The sequence below is a fragment of the Cedecea davisae DSM 4568 genome (assembly GCF_000412335.2).
Classification (GTDB): Bacteria; Pseudomonadota; Gammaproteobacteria; order Enterobacterales; family Enterobacteriaceae; genus Cedecea; species Cedecea davisae.
Map to the genome: position 1 here is coordinate 3,917,914 of NZ_KE161030.1, position 21,253 is coordinate 3,939,166.

The window sequence follows — 21,253 nt, forward strand, 5'->3', positions numbered from 1 at the left end:
ACGGCGCAGTGCTCAGTAAAGCGTCTTCTGCGGCGGCCCGGCAAACTTCAGCGCGCCAATCTGCCCCATTCGCACTTCCACCACCGAAGGCCCCGGCATCGCCAGAGCCTCCGTCATCACCGCATCAAAATCCTCGGCCCGCTCCACACTCCAGGCTTGTAATCCTATCGCCTGCGCCAGCAGGGTAAAGTCCGGTGTATGCAGTTCGTTATAATACTGCCGCCCGCCGAAATACTTATCCTGAATGCCACGCATCACGCCGTAACCGCCGTCGTTCATCACCAGCAGCGTGACGTTGGCTTTCTCCTGCGCCAGCGTCGCCAGTTCCCCCAGGTTCAGGCTCAGCCCGCCATCACCGACCAGCCCCACCACTTTACGTTGTGGATTAGCAATTGCGGTACCAATAGCCATCGGCAGACCCATACCGATAGCCCCCGCCAGGGAATGGATGTTCATCAATGGCCCATGAGCACGGAACAGGCGGCTACCCCACAGACTGCCGGAAACGGTGATATCGCGAACCAGCAGGCCATCCACCGGTAATGCTTTCTCAATAGCATCGTTGAGCTTCGCATAAGCACCGCACTGTTCCCGCAGCCCCTGCTCCGCTTTTGCAACCGCCTCCTGCACCTGAGCATCCCACCGGGCGCTGCCCCATTCACGCCCCTGTGCTTTATCCGCCAGAGCGCCTAGCAGCGCAGAACAATCAGCCACAAGCGTATTATCCATAAGATAGTTACGGCTCGCCGCCGCTGGATCGATATCAACCTGCACTCGTGGATGCGGCAGCTCAAGCGTCCAGGAGCGGGTTTCATTGCTGCGCAGGCGTGAACCGGCCACCAGCGTAAAGTCGCACTGCGCGATGAGTGCCTCAACCGACGGCGAGTTATGGAACGCACGCAGGCTGGCACGATGGCTGTCCGCCAGCACGCCGCGCGCGTGGGTACTGGAGATAACGGTGATCCCTGCATCCGCCAATTTTTTCACAGCGCCAGCACTTCCCAGCGCCCCGCCGCCCAGCCAGAGTAGCGGCTGTCTGGCCTGTTTAAGCTGAGCCCAGAGCGTATCGACAACTTCTGCATCAAAGGTAGAAACCTGAATTGGTTTCACCGGGGCCGTCACCAGGGACAGCGGGATTTTCGCGCTCTGAATATCAATCGGGATTTCGACAGAAACCGGCCCGCACGGCGGCGTCTGCGCCTCCTGAATGGCTTTGTGCAATATTGCCATCGCCTGGTTGGCATTGCTGATGCGATACGCGCGCTTTGAACTGGCCTTCAGGAAGGTCAGCTGGTCGCGGGTTTCATGGATAAAGCCAGTATCGGCATCAAGCCAGGCCTTCTCCACCTGGCCGGTCAGGTGCAGCAGCGGCGTGCAGGCATTCATCGCCTCAACCAGCGCGCCAACCGCGTTACCTGCGCCAGCACCGGTACTCGTCAGCGCCACGCCCAGGCCGGAAAAACGCCCGTGGGCATCGGCCATAGTCACAGAGCCAGCTTCACCACGCGCCGGAACAAAGCGAATATTACCCCGCTGCCCCACCGCATCCGCGATCGGCAAATTATGAATAGAGATGACGCCATAAATGGCATCAACCTGATACTGCTCCAGCGTTCTGGCGATGGCGTCGCCGACGGTTATCATTTCACTCATTGCTCACCCTTTTCTCAGTCGCACCAGTGGTTGACGCCGTTGCCCGTCGCCAGATAAATGCTCTTTTGCTGCATCCAGGCTTTCAGCCCCTGAACGCCCTTTTCGCGGCCCAGACCGCTCTCTTTAAAGCCCCCAAACGGGGTCGAAATTGCAAAGACTTTGTAGGTGTTAATCCACACCGTGCCTGCTTCCAGCTGCTCGCTCAGGCGCAGAGCCCGGCCGGTATCCCGCGTCCAGATACCTGCCGCAAGGCCGTAAACCGAGTCATTAGCCTCGCGAATCAACGCTGCTTCATCGCTAAAAGGCATGGCGACCAGCACCGGGCCGAAGATCTCTTCCTGGCAGGCGCGGGCGCTATTCCTCAGCCCTTCAACGATCGTAGGCTGGAAGAAACTGCCGGTTGCCAATTGCGGATCGGCCGGGATCTCCCCGCCGCATAGCACGCGGCCCCCCTCACGCTTCGCCAGTTCTACGTACTCCTGTACGCTCTGACGATGCTTGTCGTTAATCAACGGCCCCATATGCACGCCGTCAGTGAAGGGATGGCCGATGCGCAGCCCGCGAGTGATTTCCAACAGGCGCGCCATCAGTTGCGGATAAACGCTTTCATGAATAAACAGGCGTGAACCGGCGATGCATGCCTGTCCTGCCGAGCTGAAAATGCCGTAGCAGATCCCGCGTGCGGCCTGCTCAATATCAGCATCTTCCAAAACGATGGTCGGGGATTTACCGCCCAGTTCGAGCGAGGCAGGAATAAGCTTTTCTGCCGCTACGTGCGCCAGATGGCGGCCTGTGGTGGTGCCACCGGTAAAAGAGATCTTCCGTACCTTAGGGTGACGTGCCAGCGCATCGCCGATCGTCGAACCCTTGCCCGGCAATACGCTCAGCAGCCCGGCAGGCAGCCCGGCCTGTTCAAAAATACGCGCCAGCTCCAGCGCCATCAGCGGCGTGGCTTCGGCGGGTTTGAGGATCACCGCATTACCGGCTGCAATGGCCGGGGCGACTTTTTGCATTTCGCTGGCAATCGGCGAATTCCACGGCGTAATCGCTGCCACCACGCCAAGCGGCTCATAGCGGCTTAGCGTCAGTAAGTCAGCCTGCCGTGGCGTGGGCAATTCACCCTCCAGCAGCTCGCAGGCAGCAGCAAAATAGCGCGCAGTTCCCGCCGCGCTCATCACCAGCCCGCGCGCTTCCGCCAGAGGTTTACCGTTATCGCGGCTCTGCATGCGCGCCAGGTCATCGAGGCGAGACTCAATCAGATCCGCCACCCTGTGCAGGATCTTCGCGCGGTTGTGAGGCAGACTATTTCGCCATGCAGGATCGCGCCATGCGCGCTCTCCGGCCGCAATAGCATCCTGCAGATCCTCCAGACTTGCTGCGTTCAGCGTGGCGTTAAGCGAACCATCAGCAGGAAAATAACTTTGCAGCAAGTTACCGCCGCCGCGCCGCCACTGCCCGCCAATAAAAATATTCAACTCTTCCATCGTAGCTCCTCAGCGCTTTGCCAGTTCGCGGCAGGCGCGTACCGCGCTGAGTGCCGCCAGAGTGGAGGTTTTCGGATTGCTGGCAAGCGGCAGGCCGCTCAGCTCGAGATGAAACTCACCAAACCCCCCTTCGACGTGCAGCGTGTGGGTATTGCGTTTCGTGGCCGGGTCAACCATCAGCTGTACGCGGGTGTCATCCATCCCAATGCCGCCGAGCGCCACGGTCGCAGCAACGTTGGCGTTAGCCGGAAACAGACGCGCCGCTTCACGGGCGCTGCCTTCAAAGAAAACCTGCGCTTCAGATACTGCATTAAGATCGATAAGTTGCTCAGCGTAGCTGCCGCGCCAGCTTGCCGGGCTTTTGCGCGACCGATAGGTCACTCGTTCAAGCCCGCCCTCTTTTGCCGCAGCCAGCCCATCTATACCTGCCACGGCGCCGGAGAGCAGCGTCAGATTGCCGCCCGCATTAAGCAGGCGTTGTTCCAGCGCGCTATCTGCCAGCGCGCCGGTAGAGATCACCGCCAGATCCCAGCCTCGACGCAAAATCTCTTCGCCGTACTGCGCCACCGCCTGCTGGCTGGCACACTCCAGCACCAGGTCGGGCGTATCAGCGCACTCCATCGGCGAGATCAGCGCCTCCACCGCACCACCAAACTGCGATCGGATCGCGGCATGGTGAGATTCACGAGCCACAATCCAGCCGATGGAAACCTGAGCAGGCAGGCGCTCAATCACCGCCTGCGCCATTGCCCCATAGCCAATTAACATGATCTTTTTCATGATGCTTCCTTACAGATGGCGACAAAAACCGCCGGAAACGTCCAGCGCGGCACCCGTGGTAAACGAGGCCAGCGGCGAGGCCAGGAACAGCAGAGCCTGGGCAGGCTCCTGCGGCTTGCCGAGGCGGGCCATAGGAATACCGCGTTTACGGGCAATATCTGCCGTCCACTCCGCCCAGCTCTGGCTTTTATCCGCACGATTTTCAAAGCGACGCTGCCACTGCCCGGACTCCACCATGCCAAGAAGAATTGAGTTCACCCGAATGCCTTTGCTCACCAGCTCTTTTGAAAGCGTAAGTGTCATGTTCAACAACGCCGCACGGGCCGCAGAGGTGGCGATCATGTGCTCCTCCGGCTGGAGTGCCAGCAGTGAGTTCACGCAGGTAATCGAGGCGATATCCGATTGCTCCAGCTGCGGCTGAAACGCCTGAACGGGGTTGATGACGCCGAACAGCTTAAGCCCGGCTTCGTGCAGCCATGCCTCACGCGGAGTCTCATTGAAGTGCGCAACATAGCCCTGCCCGGCGTTGTTGATCAGCATATCCACCGCGCCAAAGCGAGATTTCACCGCATCTGCAAACGCCAGTACCTCATCAGAATTCAGCACATCGCAGCGATAAGAGAAAATCTCCCCGCTGGGGTATTCGTTTTGCAGCGCAGCGTGCGCGCTGGCGAGCCGGTCCTGGTCGCGGCCACAGAGGGCGACTTTTGCCCCTTCACCCAGCAGCAGGCGCAGCGTTTCAAAGCCAATGCCGGAAGAACCGCCGGTGACTACCGCTACGCGCCCGTCAATTTGTGCATTCATCGCGCACCTCTTCGTTAATGCGTAAAAGCTGTTGGTTAAAAAACGCGTCGTTATCGAGATAGCTGGCATGCCCGGCCTGCGGGATGCTAATAAAAGGCATGCCATAGCGAAGAGCCAGCCCTTGCACCAGCTCCGGCTGGGTAATGGCATCTTGCTCCCCGCACCAGACTTCAAACGCGCCGGAATAACGCTTTAGCCAGCCGTGAATATCGTCGTGTACCAGCATCCAGGCCGCGGCCAGATAGCCATCGGGGTTAAGCTTGCGCATCCCCGCCGCTATCGTGGCGATATCTTCCGCACTCGCGCCGGGGCGCAGCAGCTTCGCAGCCCGGGTTTGCGCCAGAATTTCACCGCCGAGCGCCATCTGTTGCTCACGGTTGCGCCACACCTGCTCGCGCTGTTCCGCCGCGGCCTGGCCGTATCCTTGAGCGGCATCCGCCAGCACCAGATGCAGTACGCGCTCCGGGTACTTCGCGGCAAACGCGCTGGCGACCAGCGCGCCCAGAGAATGGCCAACCAGCACCGCCCGCCAGATGCCAGCGCGGTCGAGCATCGCCGCCAGCGCGTCGGCATAATCCCCCGCATTCGCACGCTCGGCCGCCAGTATTGGGTTTTCGCCATAACCGGGCATGTCCCACGCCAGCACGCGAAAACCGTTTAGCGACATCTGCTTATGCCAGGAAGCTGCGCCGGAACTAATGCCATGCAGCAGCATCAGCGGGATACCGCTTCCCTGTTCACGAAAGCCCGTCATAGCGCCCCCTTAGCCCCGCTTCACTTTTGAGAGCGGGTGGTCTTCCGGGTAGGTCGGGATTTCCGGCTTGTTGGTCCCCAGCATGACGCACATCAGCGCCTCTTCTTCGCCGTGGTTAAACAGCCCGCGATAGATTCCCGGCGGCACGGAGATCAAATCGCGCTCGCGCAGCACGGTTTCGGTGTAGTTATCACCGTCCTGGATCATCAGGGTGATTTGTCCTTTGAGCATGAAAAACACCTCCTCCACATCATCGTGCAGGTGCAGGGGTCCTTCGCACTTCGATGGCAGCACCATGGTAGAGAAGGTAAAGTGCTCCGCCTGAACGGTGTTGGTATCACTCGCCACCCCCGTCGCCCCCGTACCGATGTAACGCATCTGCGCACGGCGGTATTTCGGATCGAAATCGGCCTGAAACTTCAGCGCGTTCCAGTCATATTTACGGCCTTCGAAGCGCGCAACGCGCGACTCGACCCACTCTTCCATCGTCAGGTGTTCAGGTTTAATGCCTGGTTTTGCAGTTATGGTTGAATCAGTCATGACACTCTCCTCAGTAACGTCGCAGCAGCGGCAGTAACAGGACGCAGCCCACCGCCGCCATCACCGCCAGAAAAATCAGCCCGGAATCCATGCTGTGGGTGAAAGCAATTAATGCGCCCATCACCGCTGGCGACAGCGCGCCCGCAAAGTTTCCCAGCCCGTTGAAGATGCCGCCCGCCGTGGCGCTTACCCGTGGGTGAGTAGCCTTCGCCAGCAAGGCGAAAATGTTGGGGGCTCCGGTGCCCCACATAAAAGTGCTAAAGCTCATCGCCGCAATCACGGCCAGCGGAGTATCAAGGTGCATGACCACCACCAGCCCAATAGCCGCCCCTGCCATTGAAATAAAACAGGCGGCGGCACGTTTATCGACCCGGTCCGAGAGCCATGCGCCAATAATCTCGCCTGCCAGCATGGCGATAAATGGCATCGACGACAGCCAGCCCGCATGCTCAAGATGAATTCCTTTACCTTTAATCAGGTAGCCGGGCAGCCAGCCGTTTATGCCCCACAGGTAGGTGAGAAACGCGATATTAAAAATGCAGATGATCCAGAAGTGCGGGCTGACAAACAGCTCACGCCGGGCTGCTCGCCGCTCATCCTGCGAAGTCTGTGATGTTGTGGGTTTAGCCTCCAGGCGGATCCCGCGCAGGCCGATACGCACAAAGACAAGCACCGGCACGGTAAGCAGCGCCATCACGAAGAAGGTGCTCTGCCAGCCAAAGGTGTTAAGCAGCCAGAGGGAAAGCGGAAAACCAATCGCCGCGCCCACGGGCGTACCCAACAGCCACAGCATGGTGGCGCGAGCCTGCAGGTGCTGCGGGAAGCTATGACGCACAATGGCGAACGCCAGCGGGAACAGTGGCCCTTCCGCCACGCCGAGCAGGATGCGCAGCACGATCATTAGCGTGTAGTTATGGGTAAAGCCCATCGCCACCATCAGCACACACCACACCGCCATCATGCCGGTGAGCAGTCGCAGTGGCGCAATTTTGTCTCCCAGACCGCTTAAAAATACCGACGAAAAGCCGTAGCTCAGCAGGAAGGCGCTCATCAGAATGCCGAGCCGCGTGGTATCAAAATCAATGCCCATCGCCTGCTGGAAATGGCTATCGGAAAAAAGCGCCGCAATGCTGATTTTGTCGAAAAATGCCAGCAGTACACAGGCAAGCAGCGACAACGGAATAGCCCAGCGCACCGCCTTTTCAGGCGTGCGGGTCCCCTCACCGCCTGCCTCAACGGGCGCGGTGTTGGTCTCAAAAGTGGTCATGTCTCCCCCTACGGGTGCGGATTAGCTATCGCAGTGACATCAGTGAAAACGTCGGGTCGGTAAGCGGCACGGCCGATAAATCCCGCCCCGCCGCCATCCAGCGTTTCGCCAGCTTGACGGTGCGCGCATCGTTAAACGCCACCAGTTGGGTCAGCCGTCCGTGCTCATCCAGCGAGAAGAACAGCGAATCTTCACGCACTGTGGTTGTGCTGCCAGGCTGCGGAATACCGAGGATCTGGATATTGTGCTGGTATTGATCCGACCACAGCCACGGCGCGTCGTCGTAGCCCGGCGCATCAGGGTTAAGCATCGCTTTGGCCGTTGCCACCGCCTGGTTCTGGGCAAATGCCCACGACTGAATGCACAGTCCGAAGTGATGGTGCTGCGCCACATCGCCCGCGGCAAAGACGGACGGATCCGACGTGCGCCCCTGTGAATCCACCACGATCCCACGCTCGATGTTAAGCCCGGCGTCACGGGCCAGCTCCAGGTTGAGATCGACGCCGATCCCGACAACAACGGCGTCGAAGCTTTCACGTTTACCCTCGCAATGAATAACCGGCCGACCGTTATCATCCTCAAGCTCCAGCGCGCCAACGCCGGTACGGATATCCACGCCCTGCTCACGATGAATAGTGGTTAATCTCTGAGAAACCTCGCCGCTGACAGAACGCATGCACAGCGCAGGCTGCTGCTCGAACAGTGTGACCGCCACGCCGCTTTTACGCGCGGAGGCGGCAATTTCAAGGCCTATCCAGCCGCCGCCGACAATCGCCAGCGTTTTGCTTCCCGCCAGGCGCGCTTTCAGACGCTGCGCATCCTGCCAGTGACGCAGGGTGTAGACCTGAGGATGGTTGGCCCATGCCTCACCGGGCAGGCGCGCACGCCCCCCGGTAGCGATTAAAAGGGTGCTGTAGCTCAGGTGCTCGCCATTGCTTAAACGTACCGTTTTTGTATCGCAATCAAAGGACTCAGCGCGCAGCGGGCGATACCAGGTCAGGTTCAGCGCCTGCTGCACTTCCTCGGGAAACAGGCGCGGCAGCACGGCATCCGGATCCAGCAGAGAAGCTTTGGAGAGCGGCGGGCGCTCGTAGAAATCCCACTCTTCTTCCGCCACGACGCAAATCTCGCCGTCAAAGCCCTCATCACGCAGCGTTTTTGCCGCCCAGCCACCGGCCTGACCGCCGCCAATTATGACAATGCGCGACGTCATACCGACTCCAACTTTTTTTGCTGGCGACGGGTGTCATGGTCGATGCCGCCTTCCACCGCCCATTCGGTAAAGGAGACCAGAGAGTGTTCAAGCTCGCGCGGCTGCCAGTTTTCGGTCAGGTAATCATCGTTGGTGTAATACTCAAACGCGCCGCCCGTAGGGCTGTTGACGTACCAGAAATAGGCTGACGAAACCGGATGGCGGCCAGGCCCGATAAAGGTGCTCCAGTTATTTTTGTTCATCGCGATCCCACCGCCGATCACCTCGTGGATATCACGCACGGTAAAGGCCACATGGTTAAGCCCGCGCTTGCGGTTAGGGAGCTGCAACAGGAAGAGGTTGTGATGGCCCCCGCGCACGCCGCAGCGCAGGAATACGGCGCGGTTGATGTAACGGTCTGAAACCTGGAAACCGAGCACCTCACGATAGAACTTCTCCACCTCCGCCAGCGCTTCGACAAAAAATACTACGTGACCAACGTTGATTGGCTGGGCGCGATCGTAAACCGGGCTTGGCGTATCAACGCGGCGCACGTCGCCCCACTGGTTAATGGGTTCAACAATCAGATCAACCGGCTTCTGCTGGCTCACCTGCACGCGCAGGGTCATGCCATTTGGGTCGAGGCATTCCAGCGCACCGTCAACTTCGCAAAAACCGGGCTGGGATTGCAGCTTCGGACGCAAGGCATCCAGGTCTGCCTTCGTGGCGACCGCCCAGGTCATGCGTCGCAGGGTGTTGCCTGCTTCAAACGCAGGCGGCAGGTCCGGGCTATCAATTGCATTTAGCTCCACGCGCGCGCCGCTTAAGGTGGTAAAAAACCGGCCGTCAGCATCGCCCGCCAGGCCAAAATCATGCATAAATTTGGCGCAGTGCGTCAGGTTATCAACGCCAAATTCCAGCTTTTCAATTCCGGTTATACTCATCGTTCGTTGCCTCATCTGGCCCAAATTGGGCGTAAAACATGCCCGACGCAGTTAAGCGCCTGACGTTAACTCACTGATTTAGCTGGCCTGTGACAAATAACCTAAGAAGCCAGAAATTTTATCGGCCGCCAGACGAACGTCGTTTTGCAGACGTTCACGGTCCGTTTGCGGGATCTCTTCCGACGGCACGAGAATGCTGACTACCGCTGCTACACGCCCGCTGCGGTCATACACCGGATAAACAATGGAGGAGATGCCGTGGCGGAAGAAAGATTCGCCGATTACATAGCCACGGGCTTTGTCCTGTTGCACCATCTGCCACAGGGCTTCGCGGTCGTGAAGCTGCCCGGGCGTGTTGCCAGGCAGGCGCTCGTGCGGGAACAACTGTTCAAAGTCAGCGCGAGAAATATCGGTTAACAACATGCGCCCCAGCGACGTGCAGTGCACGGGTAAACGGGTGCCAATACTGACCTGATTGATGCGCGAACCGGCGGCGCTGACGCGAGCGATGTAGATAATGTCCCGTCCGTCCCGAATAGCCAAATGACTGCTGCACTGGCTGATGTCCCGCAGCTGTTCAATCACCGGCTGGCCCACCTGCGCCACATCCAGCGAGGCGATGTACTCAAAGCCCAGCCGCAGCACATTCATGCCCAGCGAGAAGGTATTAGTGCGCGTATTACGCTCCAGAAAACCCATGTACTCCAGCGTCTGCACCACGCGGTAGGCGGTTGCTTTCGGCATATCCACCAGCCGGTGCAGCTCGGCAAAGGTCAGTTCGCGATGCTGCTCGCCGAAGGCCAGCAACAGCTGTAGCCCGCGCTCAAGCCCCGGCACCAGATACTTCACTTCCTGATCGTTTGCCATAATCGCTTCACCCGTTAGTTAAAGACAAAACCACCGTTGACCGGAATCAGCTGCCCGGTAATAAACCGCGACAGATCGCTTAACAGCCAGACCACGCTGCCGGTGACGTCCTCCGGCAATTGCGCGCCCGTTAACGCCCGCCCGTTTTCGTACAGTTGATGGCGCTCGGCGGGCACATATTCCGTCGCCTCGACGCGGGTTAACCCGGGCGCAATAGCGTTGATACGAATACGTTTCTCACCCAGCTCACGCGCCATCGAGCGCGTCATGGCAATCACCGCACCTTTGCTGGCAACATAGGCCATCAGGCGCGGCGCGCCCCACAGTGCGGTGTCAGAAGCAACATTTACAATCCCGCTCCCTTCGCGCATAAGCGGCACCGCAGCGCGCGTCACCAGCCAGGTGCCTTTGACGTTCACGTTCATCACGCGATCCCAGAGATCGGGATCGTAATCGAGCATGTTTACGCCGCCGACGCCCGTTGCCATCGCCGCGTTATTCACCAGGCCGTCAATCTGCCCTTCAGCACCAATCGCGTTGAATACCTGCTCAATAGAGCGCGGATCGGCCAGATCGATAACGTGGGAGGCAACCGAATACCCCTGTGCACTGAGCCCGTGCGCACTCTCAGCCAGTTCGCCCTCCAGGATGTCGCACATCACCACCGCTGCGCCGTGCTCCGCGCAGGCTTTAGCAAAGTGATAGCCCAGCCCGCGAGCGGCACCGGTCACGACGATACGTTTTCCCCTCAACAGCCCGTTCATCAAGCCGCTCCCTGCGATTCTTCACGGAGAGCCAGCTGCTCTCTGGCCGCTTTTTGCATCATACGGCGCAGGCGGGAGAGACCGACGTCGTGCTGGTAGAGGTATTCATGTTCGCGGGCATTCGGCGCCATGCTTTCCAGCACCACGCGGTCCTGCTCCAGGACTTCCCAGTGCAGTTTTTCCAGACGGTTGCGGTACATAAAGCGCCACATATCGCGCTGCCAGCCCTGCACGCGGCGAATACGCCAGAAGAAGACGCGGCAGTTGTCGTTATCTTCCGGCACCACCATACCGACGATAAAGAAGTGCCCACCCGGCCCAAAGCGCTTCTTGTAAGGAATCGACAGGCGCATCCATAAAGCGCCGCTGTTGCCCAATTCAACCCAATCGAAGTTAACGCCTGTCTGGCCTTTTTTCTCGAAGATAAAGCCGGTTTTGGTGGGCTGGAGCACCATGTCTGCCTTGCGATCGCCTTCCGCCATTGAGTGTGAAGATGAGTGCAGATAGGTGCCGTGCATCGGGTCCATAACGTTTTCAAGCGCGTACTGGTAATTGCATTGCCATGCGGCAGTACACAGGAAGTTGCTGTAGGTTTCGCCGTCCGCCAGCTCATCCGGGAAGGTCAGCTCATCCGGCTGCTGTTCCGCCGTTACGCCAAACCACAGGAAAATGGCGCCGTGCGCTTCCTGCACGTTGTAACTGCGCACGCACTGCTGGCCAACCAGCGGGCATTTGTCCACGGCAGGCACATCTTTCACCTCGCCGTTTCCCGCTACTTCCAGGCCGTGATACCAGCAGGCAATACGGTCGCCGAGGTTCCAGCCCATCGACAAACGTGCGCCACGGTGTGGACAACGGTCTTCCAGGGCCTGAACCTGGCCATCTTTATTCCGCCAGACCACAATCTGCTCGCCCAGGCGGGTAATGCCCACCGGCGCAGACTGCACTTCCCAACTTGCCAGTACCGGATACCAGAGGCCACGCAGACCTTTATCAAGATAGTGTTGTACGGTAGTCGTCATCGCGTTGCCCTCAATAGCCGTTAACCTGTAAGAATGCCTGGAAGCTGGCTTCGTTCCACGGCTCGCCTTGTAGATCGTGCATCCGCACCGCGTTCAGCCCCTTGACCAATTCCGGTAAGGTTTCCACTCCCTGCTCAAAGAGATCTTCCAGCGTGGCGATAAGGTTCACTTCCCAGTTTTCCGGGACGCGGCTGCGGGTCTGCCAGATAAGGTTCTGGTAATCACCCGGCTTATGGATGGCACCGTTACCGCCTTCTGCCGGAGGGGTAAACTGACGGCTTTCCGGCAGCGCCGGGTTGAAGTTCAGGGTATCGCTCATGCCACGGTCTCCTCGACAAAGGTAATCTGGATCTGGTTTTCAACTATGCGAACCGGGAAGCGGTTCAGATTGCGTCCGCCGGGGCCATGCAGGCACTGGCCGGTTTTTACGTCGAAAACCGCCTCATGCAGCGGGCACTCCACCTTACCGTCCTCAACGAAGCCCTGGCTCAGCAGCGCATAAGCATGGGGGCATACGTCTTCCAGGGCGTAATATTCACCGTCAATCAAATAAACGCCGATCTCTTTACCTTCGACATTGCCGCTAAAAGGGAAATCTTCCTGTACTTGCTCTGCGTCACATACGCCTATCCAGCTCATCACGATCCTCCAGGCTTTTGTTTCATATATGAAACTCTGTTTCTTATTTAATACGGTCAATATAAAAGCGATGACGTTTTCGTCAAGCTGATTTGTGAATCATTTGTTAATGGAAGGGGTTTTAATTATCTATCTGTGCAAGCGATCACGAAAAAATGCAGAAATATGAAAATTTCATTCTTCAGGCGTGACTGATGAGCCTTATTAGCGCTCTGTACTTTGAATAAAAAAAATATTGACTTATTTTCCAATTCCTTCTTAAAAATAAATTAACGGAAATGGAGGATGTTTCACCCATGAAACAAATTTTAATTTTATTGTTTATAAACAATGAGTTTCACAGGTTAACCATTTTAGCATTGTGATAATCACACTCATAAAAATATAAATAAATCAGAATATAAGGCGGACATGATGACGGCAAGATGGCAAGGCACAATAGCACTATTGCTGCTTATTATTATTTCCTACATCGACCGGGTAAATATTTCGGTAATGATTTTAAATCCGGAATTTGCCGAACATTTTCAGCTAAATGAAAACAGAATGTTACAGGGAATGCTAATAACCTTCTTTCTCCTGGGTTATGGTTTTTCAGCTTTGTTATTAACTCCGGTTATCGAAAGCAAATTACAATATCGCCAGGGATTATTAAGCAGTATTGCGATTTGGGCTGTGGTTTGCGCAATTTCTCCGCTTCTGGGCTCGCTAATGGGAATGCTCATCGCACGCGGGGTTCTGGGCATTGCTGAAGGGCCACTTTTTTCGCTAAAAACGCGCTTTATCAGCGATAACTTCAAGGCTGAAGAGATCGGAAAACCCAATGCTGTTACCGCCCTGGGCGTCTCTCTCGGGCTGGCCGTGGGCTTTCCGCTGGTCACCTGGTTGATGACACATCTGGGGTGGGCCGGTTCGTTTTATGCCCTGGCGGTAATGAATCTGGTACTGGGTGGCGGGTTAATCTGGCGGTTCCTGCCTGCCCCACGCAGTACGGCGAGGATGAAAAAACCGGGGATCGTGCAGACATTTACGCTTGCCTGGCAAACGCCGCTGCTGGGGTGGACGCTGCTGGTTGAAATTGCCACGTTAAGTTATCTCTGGGGCAGCAGCGCCTGGCTGCCCGCGTGGCTTCGTGATGAGCACCACTTCTCGCTGCATGCGACGGGAATGTTAGCGGCCATTCCTTTTCTGCTGAGTCTGGGCTCTAAATTCCTTGGCGGGGTACTGCTCGACAAGATACGCCCGGAACAAGCGCCAGTGCTATTTGTGGTGGGCGGCTTGCTGACCGCACTCTCCGTTATCGCGCTGATGCTGAGCCACCAGCCATCATGGCTTGCGCTGTTTATGCTCTCAGCGAATATCTTCTGGGGGCTACAGGGTGCCGCCATTCCAGCGGTAATCCAGCATCATGCCGCACGGGAAGCGGTCGGTAGTGCATATGGAGTAATCAATGGGATCGGCAACATCTGCGCGGCATTTATTCCGCTGCTGATGGGGATAGTGATGAAATCGGTAGGGTCGGTCAGTTCAGGTTTTTCGGTGCTGGTTGTATCGCAGGTTATTACCCTGCTGGCGGGAGGAATGTTGCTGCTGCGCATGCATCGCGCAGCAGCAATTAGCGCGTAAGGTTTACTCGCCTTTTTTAGCGGCCTGGATGTACAGCATTTCCAGCGCCAGGGTAGCGGCGGCCAGGGCAGTGATTTCAGACTGGTCGTAGGCCGGGGCCACTTCCACAACGTCCATACCGACGATATTCAAATCTTTCAGGCCGCGTACCAGCTTCAGAGCGCGGTCGGTCGTCAGGCCACCGATAACCGGCGTGCCGGTGCCAGGAGCGAATGCCGGGTCCAGACAGTCGATATCGAAGGTCAGGTAAACCGGCATATCACCAACGATTTTCTTAACCTGTGCCAGAATATCGTCCACGCCGCGATCGTTAACCTGGCCCGCGTCCAGCACGGTAAAACCGTTGTCTTTATCAAACTCGGTACGGATCCCGATTTGCACGGAGTGGTTCGGATCGATCAGGCCTTCGTTTGGCGCGGTATAGAACATGGTGCCGTGGTCGAACTCGCAGCCGTTAGCGTAGGTATCGGTGTGGGCATCAAAATGCACCAGCGCCATTTTACCGAAGTGCTTAGCATGGGCGCGCAGCAGCGGCAGAGTCACAAAGTGGTCGCCACCGAAGGAGAGCATACGCTTGCCGGAAGCCAGCAGACGCTCGGCATGAGCCTGGAGATTTTCACTCATCTCGCGGGCATCGCCGAAGGCATATACCAGGTCGCCGCAGTCCACAACGTTCAGGCGCTCGCGCATGTCGAAGTTCCACGGGAAGCGGTTGCCTTCCCATGCCAGGTTAGTGGATACCTGACGAATCGCTGCCGGGCCGTGACGACCACCCGCGCGACCGGAGGTTGCCGCATCAAACGGAACGCCGGTGATAACCCAGTCCGCATCGCTATCGTACGGCTGGAAGTTCAGCGGGAAACGTAAAAAACCAAAGGCATTAGATACCAGGGAGTTATCGTATTTGTGGCCTAAGGTGCTCATTGTCTGACCTCTCGGTTGGGGTTAGTCGATATCAAAAAAAATCCCCTCCGCGTCGTTAAACCCGACGAGGAAGGGATTGGATTCGGTACTGCTTATATTGTGCGGATTATCGCCGCAATCGGGTCAGGGTTCAATAGATGAAGAGAGTATGATTCGAAACACGGTGCAGCACAAAAAAAGGTAATATTTTACCCTCAAGCACCAAAAGCAATCATTAAAGGGTAATCTACTACCCCTCAAACAATAAATAAGCACACTTAAAAAAAGAGTAGTAAACTACCTAAAATAGGCATAAAACGCCATTGAAAGGTAGAATTTGACCCATGAAAGAATTTTCGAAAACGCTGACTGATAGTGCTCTGGCCGGAATGCTGTTCACCCGAATAGAAGCTCGCCGCAAAACAATGAAAATAACCCAGCTCATGCTGGCAGAGCGGATAGGAATAACACCAAAGACCTACCGCTCACTAAAAACGGGCTCATGCAACTTACTCATATTTATTGCCGTTCTTCGCGAACTACAGTTGCTGGATAATTTTAATCACCTGATCCCCTCCCCCACTATACGCCCGGCAGAAGTATGGTCTCAGGTTTCCCCGACAGGTAAAAAAGCAGCGTCAACATCAGCGCAAATGATCAAAATCCGCAGCATGATGGAGCGGCGAAAAAAACTCAAAACAGGGGAATAACGATGATTACCCAGGCTTGCAAGGTTCAGTTCTCCGGGGTTGACGTAGGAACCCTGGCCATTACGGAAGATTCACCGTGGGTATCTTTTGAGTATGATGCCGCGTGGGTAGCAGAAGGCTTTTCATTATCACCTTTACACATGCCCTTGACGAAAGCACCACAAAATTTTCCCTCACTGTCTTTTGAAACCTATCGGGGCCTCCCCTCGGTGTTTGCCGACTCATTGCCCGATGACTTCGGTAACGCCTTGATAAACAGCTGGCTGGCGCGGCAAGGGCTGGACAAATCACAATTTGGCGCACTGGACAGGTTGCTTTATACCGGCACACGAGGAATGGGCGCGCTGGAGTATCAGAATGCCATCCAACTTCCGAAAAATAACGGTGACGCACTCCAACTGCCTGCGCTCGTCGAACTGGCGCAAAAAGTTCTGAACGATCGTAACCATGTTGATATTACCGCAAACGAACAAAACGCGATGTCCCACCTATTGCAGGTAGGAACATCAGCAGGTGGAGCCAGGCCGAAAGCCGTCATTGCGGTGAACAAAGACAGAACCCAGATTTTATCCGGACAGGTGGATACTCCTGCCGGATTTGAGCATTATTTATTAAAATTTGATGGTGTTACGGAACACAATACCAATACGGAAACATTTGGCGATCCTAAAGGTTTTGGCCTGATGGAATACAGCTACTCGTTAATGGCGACGGGTTGTGGTATCAACATGTCCCCCTGCGAAATTCTGGCCGAAAATGGTCGTAGTCATTTTATGACCCGCCGTTTCGATCGAGAAGAAAACCAGAAATACCATGTCTTAACACTATGCGGTATGGATCACGCTGACTTCAAAAAACCCGGTTATTACAGCTACGAAGAGCTTCTGGCCGTGGCCCGAAAATTAGCGCTGTCAAACAAAGAGCAGGAACAAATATTCAGGCGTATGGTGTTCAATGTTATTGCCCGCAACCATGACGATCACACTAAAAACACGGCATTTTTAGTAGATGATGACTTTCGCTGGGTCCTGGCTCCGGCTTATGACATTGCCTACAGTTATAAACCGGGATCGCCCTGGGTAGACAAACATCAGATGACCATTGCCGGTAAACGCGACAATTTTACTCGTGAGGATTTGTTGAGCGTAGGCCAATTGATAGGCAGCCTAACCCCGCGTAAATCCAACAAGATAATTGATGGCATTATTAATGAAGTGCGACGCTGGCCGGAAATAGCCGAAGAAAACCACGTTTTCCCGACTCTTCGGGATGAGATTACCCAAAATCTGGTGCTGGATATTTAAAAAACGAGCCCCCGGTAGCGGGAGCTCGTCCGGGCTAACTTACTCGTCTTCCAGATACGTATAACCGTAAAGACCCGCCTCAAACTCTTCGAGGAACTGCTGTTGCAGCGCATCGTCAAGATCGGTGTTCTTCACCTGATCGCGGAACTGGGTCAGCAGCTTGTTCGGATCCAGCTGCACGTATTGCAGCATATCCGCCACGGTATCGCCTTCATCAGACAGCTCAACTTCTACCGAGCCGTCAGGGAACACGAACACGTCCACCGCTTCGGTATCACCGAACAGGTTGTGCATGTTGCCCAGAATTTCCTGGTATGCGCCGACCATAAAGAAGCCCAGCATCGGCGGGTTCTCAGGGTCGTATTCCGGCATTGGCATCGTAGTCGCTATCCCGTCGCCGTCCACATAGTGGTCGATTGCGCCGTCGGAATCGCAGGTGATATCCAGCAGCACAGCACGGCGTTCCGGCGCATGGTTCAGCCCTTCCAGCGGCATCACCGGGAACAGCTGGTCAATACCCCACGCATCCGGCATCGACTGGAACAGCGAGAAGTTGACGTACATTTTGTCCGCCATGCGCTCCTGCAGTTCGTCGATAATCGGACGATGTGCGCGGTTGCTCGGGTCGAGCTGCTTCTGCACGTCGTGGCACATGTTCAGATAGAGCTGCTCGGCCCAGGCGCGCTCCTGCAGGCTGTAGGCGCCGGAGGAGTAACCAACGTGGATATCGTGCAGGTCCATCTGGCTGTCGTGCAGCCATTCACGCAGCGAACGGCGCGTGCCAGGCTGGTGCATTTCCAGCCAGGTTTCCCACATGCTTTGCAGCGCGCGCGGTGCGTCATCAGCCGGCGGCGTAGCTTCGGTATATTCGTTACGCTCAACGCCGATGATATTGGAAACCAGCACGGTGTGGTGTGCGGTTACGGCACGACCAGACTCGGTAATCACCGTCGGGTGCGGCAGGCCATTCTCTTCGCAGGCATCGCCAATCGCCCATATGATGTTGTTGGCGTACTCATTCAGGCCGTAGTTCACCGAACAGTCGGACTGGGAACGCGTCCCTTCGTAGTCCACGCCCAGGCCGCCGCCCACATCGAAGCACTGAATGTTAACGCCCAGCTTGTGTAGTTCAACGTAGAAACGTGCGGATTCACGAACGCCGGTCGCGATGTCGCGGATGTTAGCCATCTGCGAGCCGAGGTGGAAGTGCAGCAGTTGAATGCTGTCCAGGCGGCCGCGTTCACGCAGGATTTCCACCAGTTGCAGAACCTGATTGGCCGCCAGGCCAAATTTAGATTTTTCGCCACCTGAAGACTGCCATTTGCCGGAGCCCTGAGAAGCCAGGCGCGCACGCACGCCAAGGCGCGGGATCACGTTCAGGCGTTCTGCTTCTTCCAGCACGATGCCAATCTCGGACATCTTCTCGATAACCAGATAGACCTTGTGGCCCATCTTCTCACCGATCAGCGCCAGGCGAATGTATTCGCGGTCTTTATAACCGTTACACACGATAACGGAGCGCGTCATCCCTGCATGCGCCAGAACAGCCATCAGCTCTGCTTTAGAACCCGCTTCCAGGCCCAGCGGCTCGCCGGAATGAATCAGTGACTCAATCACACGGCGGTGCTGATTTACCTTGATCGGGTAAACAAGAAAATAGTCGCCCTGATAGCCGTAAGACTCACGAGCGCGTTTGAAAGCCGCGTTAATTGAACGCAGACGATGCTGAAGGATCTGCGGGAAGCAGAACAGCGCAGGCAGGCGCTGGCCCTGAGCTTCGCGAGCTTTTACCAGCTCGGCAAGATCGACACGAGCGTCCGGAACGTCCGGATCCGGGCATACGCTGATATGGCCCAGCTCGTTGACGTCATAATAGTTATTACCCCACCAGGCAATATTATAAGTACGCAACATCTTACTGGCTTCCTCGGAGCTCATGGCAACCTCCTGAATGGAACGGTGTACATCTTGCTCGCCCACTGACGAACCCGAAACAGAAGTGATTTTGTCAGTCATGGCGAACCTCAAATTTTGTCGAATGTGCAAAACAGTTGACTACTATCGCAGGGGTATCCTGCAATAACAACCCATTAACAGCGCGCATTGCCAGCATAAGACGCTGACAGCATAGCTGTGCGACCGGTTTCATTTTCATATCATTGTAAAACACGTAACCGAACACTGTATGACAGGTCGGCGAAACCACGAGAAAACTCTTGTTAAACAAGAGCGCCCTTGTTCAGCAACCACGGAATGTCAAACACCGGCCCGGGGATCCTGAGAAGCGCCGAGATGGGTACAACATCGGCAAGGTTGAAAACATGAGATGCAGGCTGCGAGGAGCATACGCACGCCAGGACGGCATGCCAGGTTGTTCGAAAGACGGCGGTTCATTAATCCAGTCACCTCCACGCATACGTTGTTGGGTATGCGACAAGCTAAAGCTGTGAGCACTGTAGCGGACAGGCTCTAAATAATTGCTCAACCCGGCTGGAAGTGGGCAACACAAATTTTGTGTGCTTTTGATTAAGCCGCGCGCGCCGCTTTATACCGATATCAGGGGTAAAAAGCAAAGCAAAAATGCGTAAATTGCCAGCAATGTCAGCAATCCTTTCCACTAAAGATTTATCACATATTGCCGTTGTTCTAAAAAAATCTGGCTATCTGCCGATTGAATAATCTAAAATGGCCGTCCAGATGTTAATCCATCTATACTGATTAACTGTTAGACTGCCTGTTTTTCAATCTGCGGCAATAAGTTCCCGGGTTGGTTCATCTCGCCGCCTTAGCGGCGCAGAGCAGCAGCCTGAACTAAATAATTACTCTTAGGGTGAAGAAAATATGGCTAAGCACCTTTTTACGTCCGAGTCTGTATCTGAAGGGCATCCTGATAAAATCGCTGACCAAATCTCCGACGCGGTACTTGACGCTATCCTCGAGCAGGATCCTAAAGCGCGCGTTGCCTGTGAGACTTATGTAAAAACCGGCATGGTTCTGGTTGGCGGCGAAATCACCACCAGCGCGTGGGTAGACATCGAAGAGATCACCCGCAAAACCGTGCGTGAAATCGGCTATGTGCATTCTGATATGGGCTTTGATGCCAACTCTTGCGCGGTACTGAGCGCGATTGGCAAGCAGTCTCCGGATATTAACCAGGGCGTTGACCGTACCGATCCGCTGGAGCAAGGTGCCGGTGACCAGGGCCTGATGTTTGGCTATGCCACCAACGAAACCGACGTGCTGATGCCTGCGCCAATTACCTATGCTCACCGTCTGGTGCAGCGCCAGGCTGAAGTGCGTAAAAACGGTACCCTGCCGTGGCTGCGTCCTGATGCAAAAAGCCAGATAACCTTCCAGTACGACGACGGTAAAATCGTCGGTATTGACGCGGTTGTTCTGTCTACTCAGCACTCAGAAGACGTTGCGCTGAAAGACCTGCAGGAAGCGGTGATGGAAGAAATCATCAAACCTGTGCTGCCGGGCGAGTGGCTGAATGCTTCTACTAAATATCACATCAACCCAACCGGCCGTTTTGTTATCGGCGGACCGATGGGCGACTGCGGCCTGACCGGGCGTAAAATCATCGTTGATACCTACGGCGGCATGGCTCGTCACGGCGGCGGTGCATTCTCCGGTAAAGATCCGTCTAAAGTAGACCGCTCTGCGGCATATGCTGCTCGCTATGTAGCAAAAAACATCGTGGCTGCTGGCCTTGCGGACCGCTGTGAAATTCAGGTTTCCTACGCTATCGGCGTAGCAGAACCGACCTCCATCATGGTGGAAACCTTCGGTACTGAGAAAATCTCTACCGAGCAGCTGACCCTGCTGGTGCGTGAATTCTTCGACCTGCGCCCATACGGCCTTATCCAGATGCTGGATCTGCTGCACCCGATCTACAAAGAAACCGCCGCTTACGGTCACTTTGGTCGCGAACATTTCCCTTGGGAAAAAACCGACAAAGCCGCCCTGCTGCGTGAAGCTGCTGGCCTGAAATAATCCG

At 56.0% G+C, this 21,253-nt stretch carries 22 protein-coding genes; 4 read left to right on the forward strand and 18 right to left on the reverse strand.

The window, feature by feature from the left end; translation table 11 throughout:
- Positions 1-12: 12 nt before the first annotated feature.
- The 14 genes from HMPREF0201_RS17800 to HMPREF0201_RS17865 form a co-directional block, all read right to left on the reverse strand.
- On the reverse strand, positions 13-1,653 hold the full coding sequence (locus HMPREF0201_RS17800; RefSeq protein WP_016538135.1) for a thiamine pyrophosphate-binding protein: 1,641 nt from the start codon (positions 1,651-1,653) through the stop codon (positions 13-15).
- A gap of 14 nt (positions 1,654-1,667) precedes the next feature.
- Entirely contained in the window at positions 1,668-3,137 is a 1,470-nt protein-coding gene (locus HMPREF0201_RS17805) for an aldehyde dehydrogenase (RefSeq protein WP_016538136.1), read from the reverse strand.
- 9 nt (positions 3,138-3,146) lie between these two features.
- Positions 3,147-3,917, reverse strand: coding sequence for an aspartate dehydrogenase (locus HMPREF0201_RS17810; RefSeq protein WP_016538137.1), 771 nt, complete (start codon positions 3,915-3,917; stop codon positions 3,147-3,149).
- Positions 3,918-3,926: 9 nt separating this feature from the next.
- Entirely contained in the window at positions 3,927-4,721 is a 795-nt protein-coding gene (locus HMPREF0201_RS17815; RefSeq protein ID WP_016538138.1) for an SDR family oxidoreductase, read from the reverse strand.
- Positions 4,705-5,475: an alpha/beta fold hydrolase gene (locus tag HMPREF0201_RS17820; protein WP_016538139.1), complete on the reverse strand. Its 771-nt coding sequence runs from the start codon at positions 5,473-5,475 to the stop codon at positions 4,705-4,707. The genes HMPREF0201_RS17815 and HMPREF0201_RS17820 overlap by 17 nt, the downstream gene beginning before the upstream one ends.
- 9 nt (positions 5,476-5,484) lie before the next feature.
- Positions 5,485-6,015, reverse strand: a complete 531-nt coding sequence (locus HMPREF0201_RS17825) for a cupin domain-containing protein (protein ID WP_016538140.1) — start codon at positions 6,013-6,015, stop codon at positions 5,485-5,487.
- 10 nt (positions 6,016-6,025) lie between these two features.
- The gene (locus tag HMPREF0201_RS17830; protein WP_016538141.1) at positions 6,026-7,282 is read right to left on the reverse strand and encodes an MFS transporter; all 1,257 of its coding nucleotides are present in this window, start codon (positions 7,280-7,282) and stop codon (positions 6,026-6,028) included.
- Between the two features lie 25 nt (positions 7,283-7,307).
- The gene (locus HMPREF0201_RS17835; RefSeq protein ID WP_016538142.1) at positions 7,308-8,495 is read right to left on the reverse strand and encodes an NAD(P)/FAD-dependent oxidoreductase; all 1,188 of its coding nucleotides are present in this window, start codon (positions 8,493-8,495) and stop codon (positions 7,308-7,310) included.
- Positions 8,492-9,418 carry a VOC family protein gene (locus HMPREF0201_RS17840; RefSeq protein ID WP_016538143.1) on the reverse strand — a complete coding sequence of 309 codons (927 nt, stop codon included), beginning with the start codon at positions 9,416-9,418 and terminating at the stop codon, positions 8,492-8,494. Before HMPREF0201_RS17840 ends, HMPREF0201_RS17835 begins: the two co-directional genes overlap by 4 nt.
- A 78-nt stretch (positions 9,419-9,496) precedes the next feature.
- On the reverse strand, positions 9,497-10,285 hold the full coding sequence (locus HMPREF0201_RS17845; RefSeq protein ID WP_016538144.1) for an IclR family transcriptional regulator: 789 nt from the start codon (positions 10,283-10,285) through the stop codon (positions 9,497-9,499).
- 14 nt (positions 10,286-10,299) lie between these two features.
- Positions 10,300-11,049 (reverse strand): SDR family oxidoreductase, encoded by a 750-nt coding sequence (locus HMPREF0201_RS17850; protein ID WP_016538145.1) that lies wholly within the window; start codon positions 11,047-11,049, stop codon positions 10,300-10,302.
- Positions 11,049-12,071, reverse strand: coding sequence for an aromatic ring-hydroxylating oxygenase subunit alpha (locus HMPREF0201_RS17855; protein WP_016538146.1), 1,023 nt, complete (start codon positions 12,069-12,071; stop codon positions 11,049-11,051). Before HMPREF0201_RS17855 ends, HMPREF0201_RS17850 begins: the two co-directional genes overlap by 1 nt.
- A 10-nt stretch (positions 12,072-12,081) precedes the next feature.
- Positions 12,082-12,390, reverse strand: coding sequence for a recombinase-like helix-turn-helix domain-containing protein (locus HMPREF0201_RS17860; RefSeq protein ID WP_016538147.1), 309 nt, complete (start codon positions 12,388-12,390; stop codon positions 12,082-12,084).
- Positions 12,387-12,710 (reverse strand): Rieske (2Fe-2S) protein, encoded by a 324-nt coding sequence (locus HMPREF0201_RS17865; protein WP_039898812.1) that lies wholly within the window; start codon positions 12,708-12,710, stop codon positions 12,387-12,389. Before HMPREF0201_RS17865 ends, HMPREF0201_RS17860 begins: the two co-directional genes overlap by 4 nt.
- A 414-nt stretch (positions 12,711-13,124) precedes the next feature.
- Between HMPREF0201_RS17865 and HMPREF0201_RS17870 the strand changes: the two genes are divergently transcribed.
- Positions 13,125-14,336, forward strand: a complete 1,212-nt coding sequence (locus HMPREF0201_RS17870) for an MFS transporter (protein ID WP_039898813.1) — start codon at positions 13,125-13,127, stop codon at positions 14,334-14,336.
- A 3-nt stretch (positions 14,337-14,339) separates the two neighbouring features.
- Here HMPREF0201_RS17870 and speB read toward each other — a convergent pair whose 3' ends face one another.
- Complete coding sequence (speB, locus tag HMPREF0201_RS17875; protein ID WP_016538151.1) at positions 14,340-15,260, reverse strand: agmatinase; 921 nt, start codon at positions 15,258-15,260, stop codon at positions 14,340-14,342.
- A gap of 323 nt (positions 15,261-15,583) precedes the next feature.
- Between speB and HMPREF0201_RS17880 the strand changes: the two genes are divergently transcribed.
- The gene (locus HMPREF0201_RS17880) at positions 15,584-15,949 is read left to right on the forward strand and encodes a helix-turn-helix domain-containing protein (RefSeq protein WP_016538152.1); all 366 of its coding nucleotides are present in this window, start codon (positions 15,584-15,586) and stop codon (positions 15,947-15,949) included.
- A 2-nt stretch (positions 15,950-15,951) separates the two neighbouring features.
- Complete coding sequence (locus HMPREF0201_RS17885; RefSeq protein WP_016538153.1) at positions 15,952-17,253, forward strand: type II toxin-antitoxin system HipA family toxin; 1,302 nt, start codon at positions 15,952-15,954, stop codon at positions 17,251-17,253.
- 39 nt (positions 17,254-17,292) lie between these two features.
- Here HMPREF0201_RS17885 and speA read toward each other — a convergent pair whose 3' ends face one another.
- The 3 genes from speA to HMPREF0201_RS23555 all read right to left on the reverse strand — a co-directional run bounded on the left by speA (position 17,293) and on the right by HMPREF0201_RS23555 (position 19,647).
- Entirely contained in the window at positions 17,293-19,269 is a 1,977-nt protein-coding gene (speA, locus tag HMPREF0201_RS17890; RefSeq protein ID WP_016538154.1) for a biosynthetic arginine decarboxylase, read from the reverse strand.
- Complete coding sequence (yqgB, locus tag HMPREF0201_RS22705; RefSeq protein WP_147293950.1) at positions 19,262-19,408, reverse strand: acid stress response protein YqgB; 147 nt, start codon at positions 19,406-19,408, stop codon at positions 19,262-19,264. The genes speA and yqgB overlap by 8 nt, the downstream gene beginning before the upstream one ends.
- Before the next feature lie 101 nt (positions 19,409-19,509).
- Positions 19,510-19,647: a hypothetical protein gene (locus HMPREF0201_RS23555; RefSeq protein WP_016538155.1), complete on the reverse strand. Its 138-nt coding sequence runs from the start codon at positions 19,645-19,647 to the stop codon at positions 19,510-19,512.
- A gap of 447 nt (positions 19,648-20,094) precedes the next feature.
- On the opposite strand from HMPREF0201_RS23555, the gene metK reads away from it, so the two are divergent.
- Positions 20,095-21,249 (forward strand): methionine adenosyltransferase, encoded by a 1,155-nt coding sequence (gene metK, locus HMPREF0201_RS17895; protein ID WP_016538156.1) that lies wholly within the window; start codon positions 20,095-20,097, stop codon positions 21,247-21,249.
- The last annotated feature ends 4 nt before the right edge of the window (positions 21,250-21,253 follow it).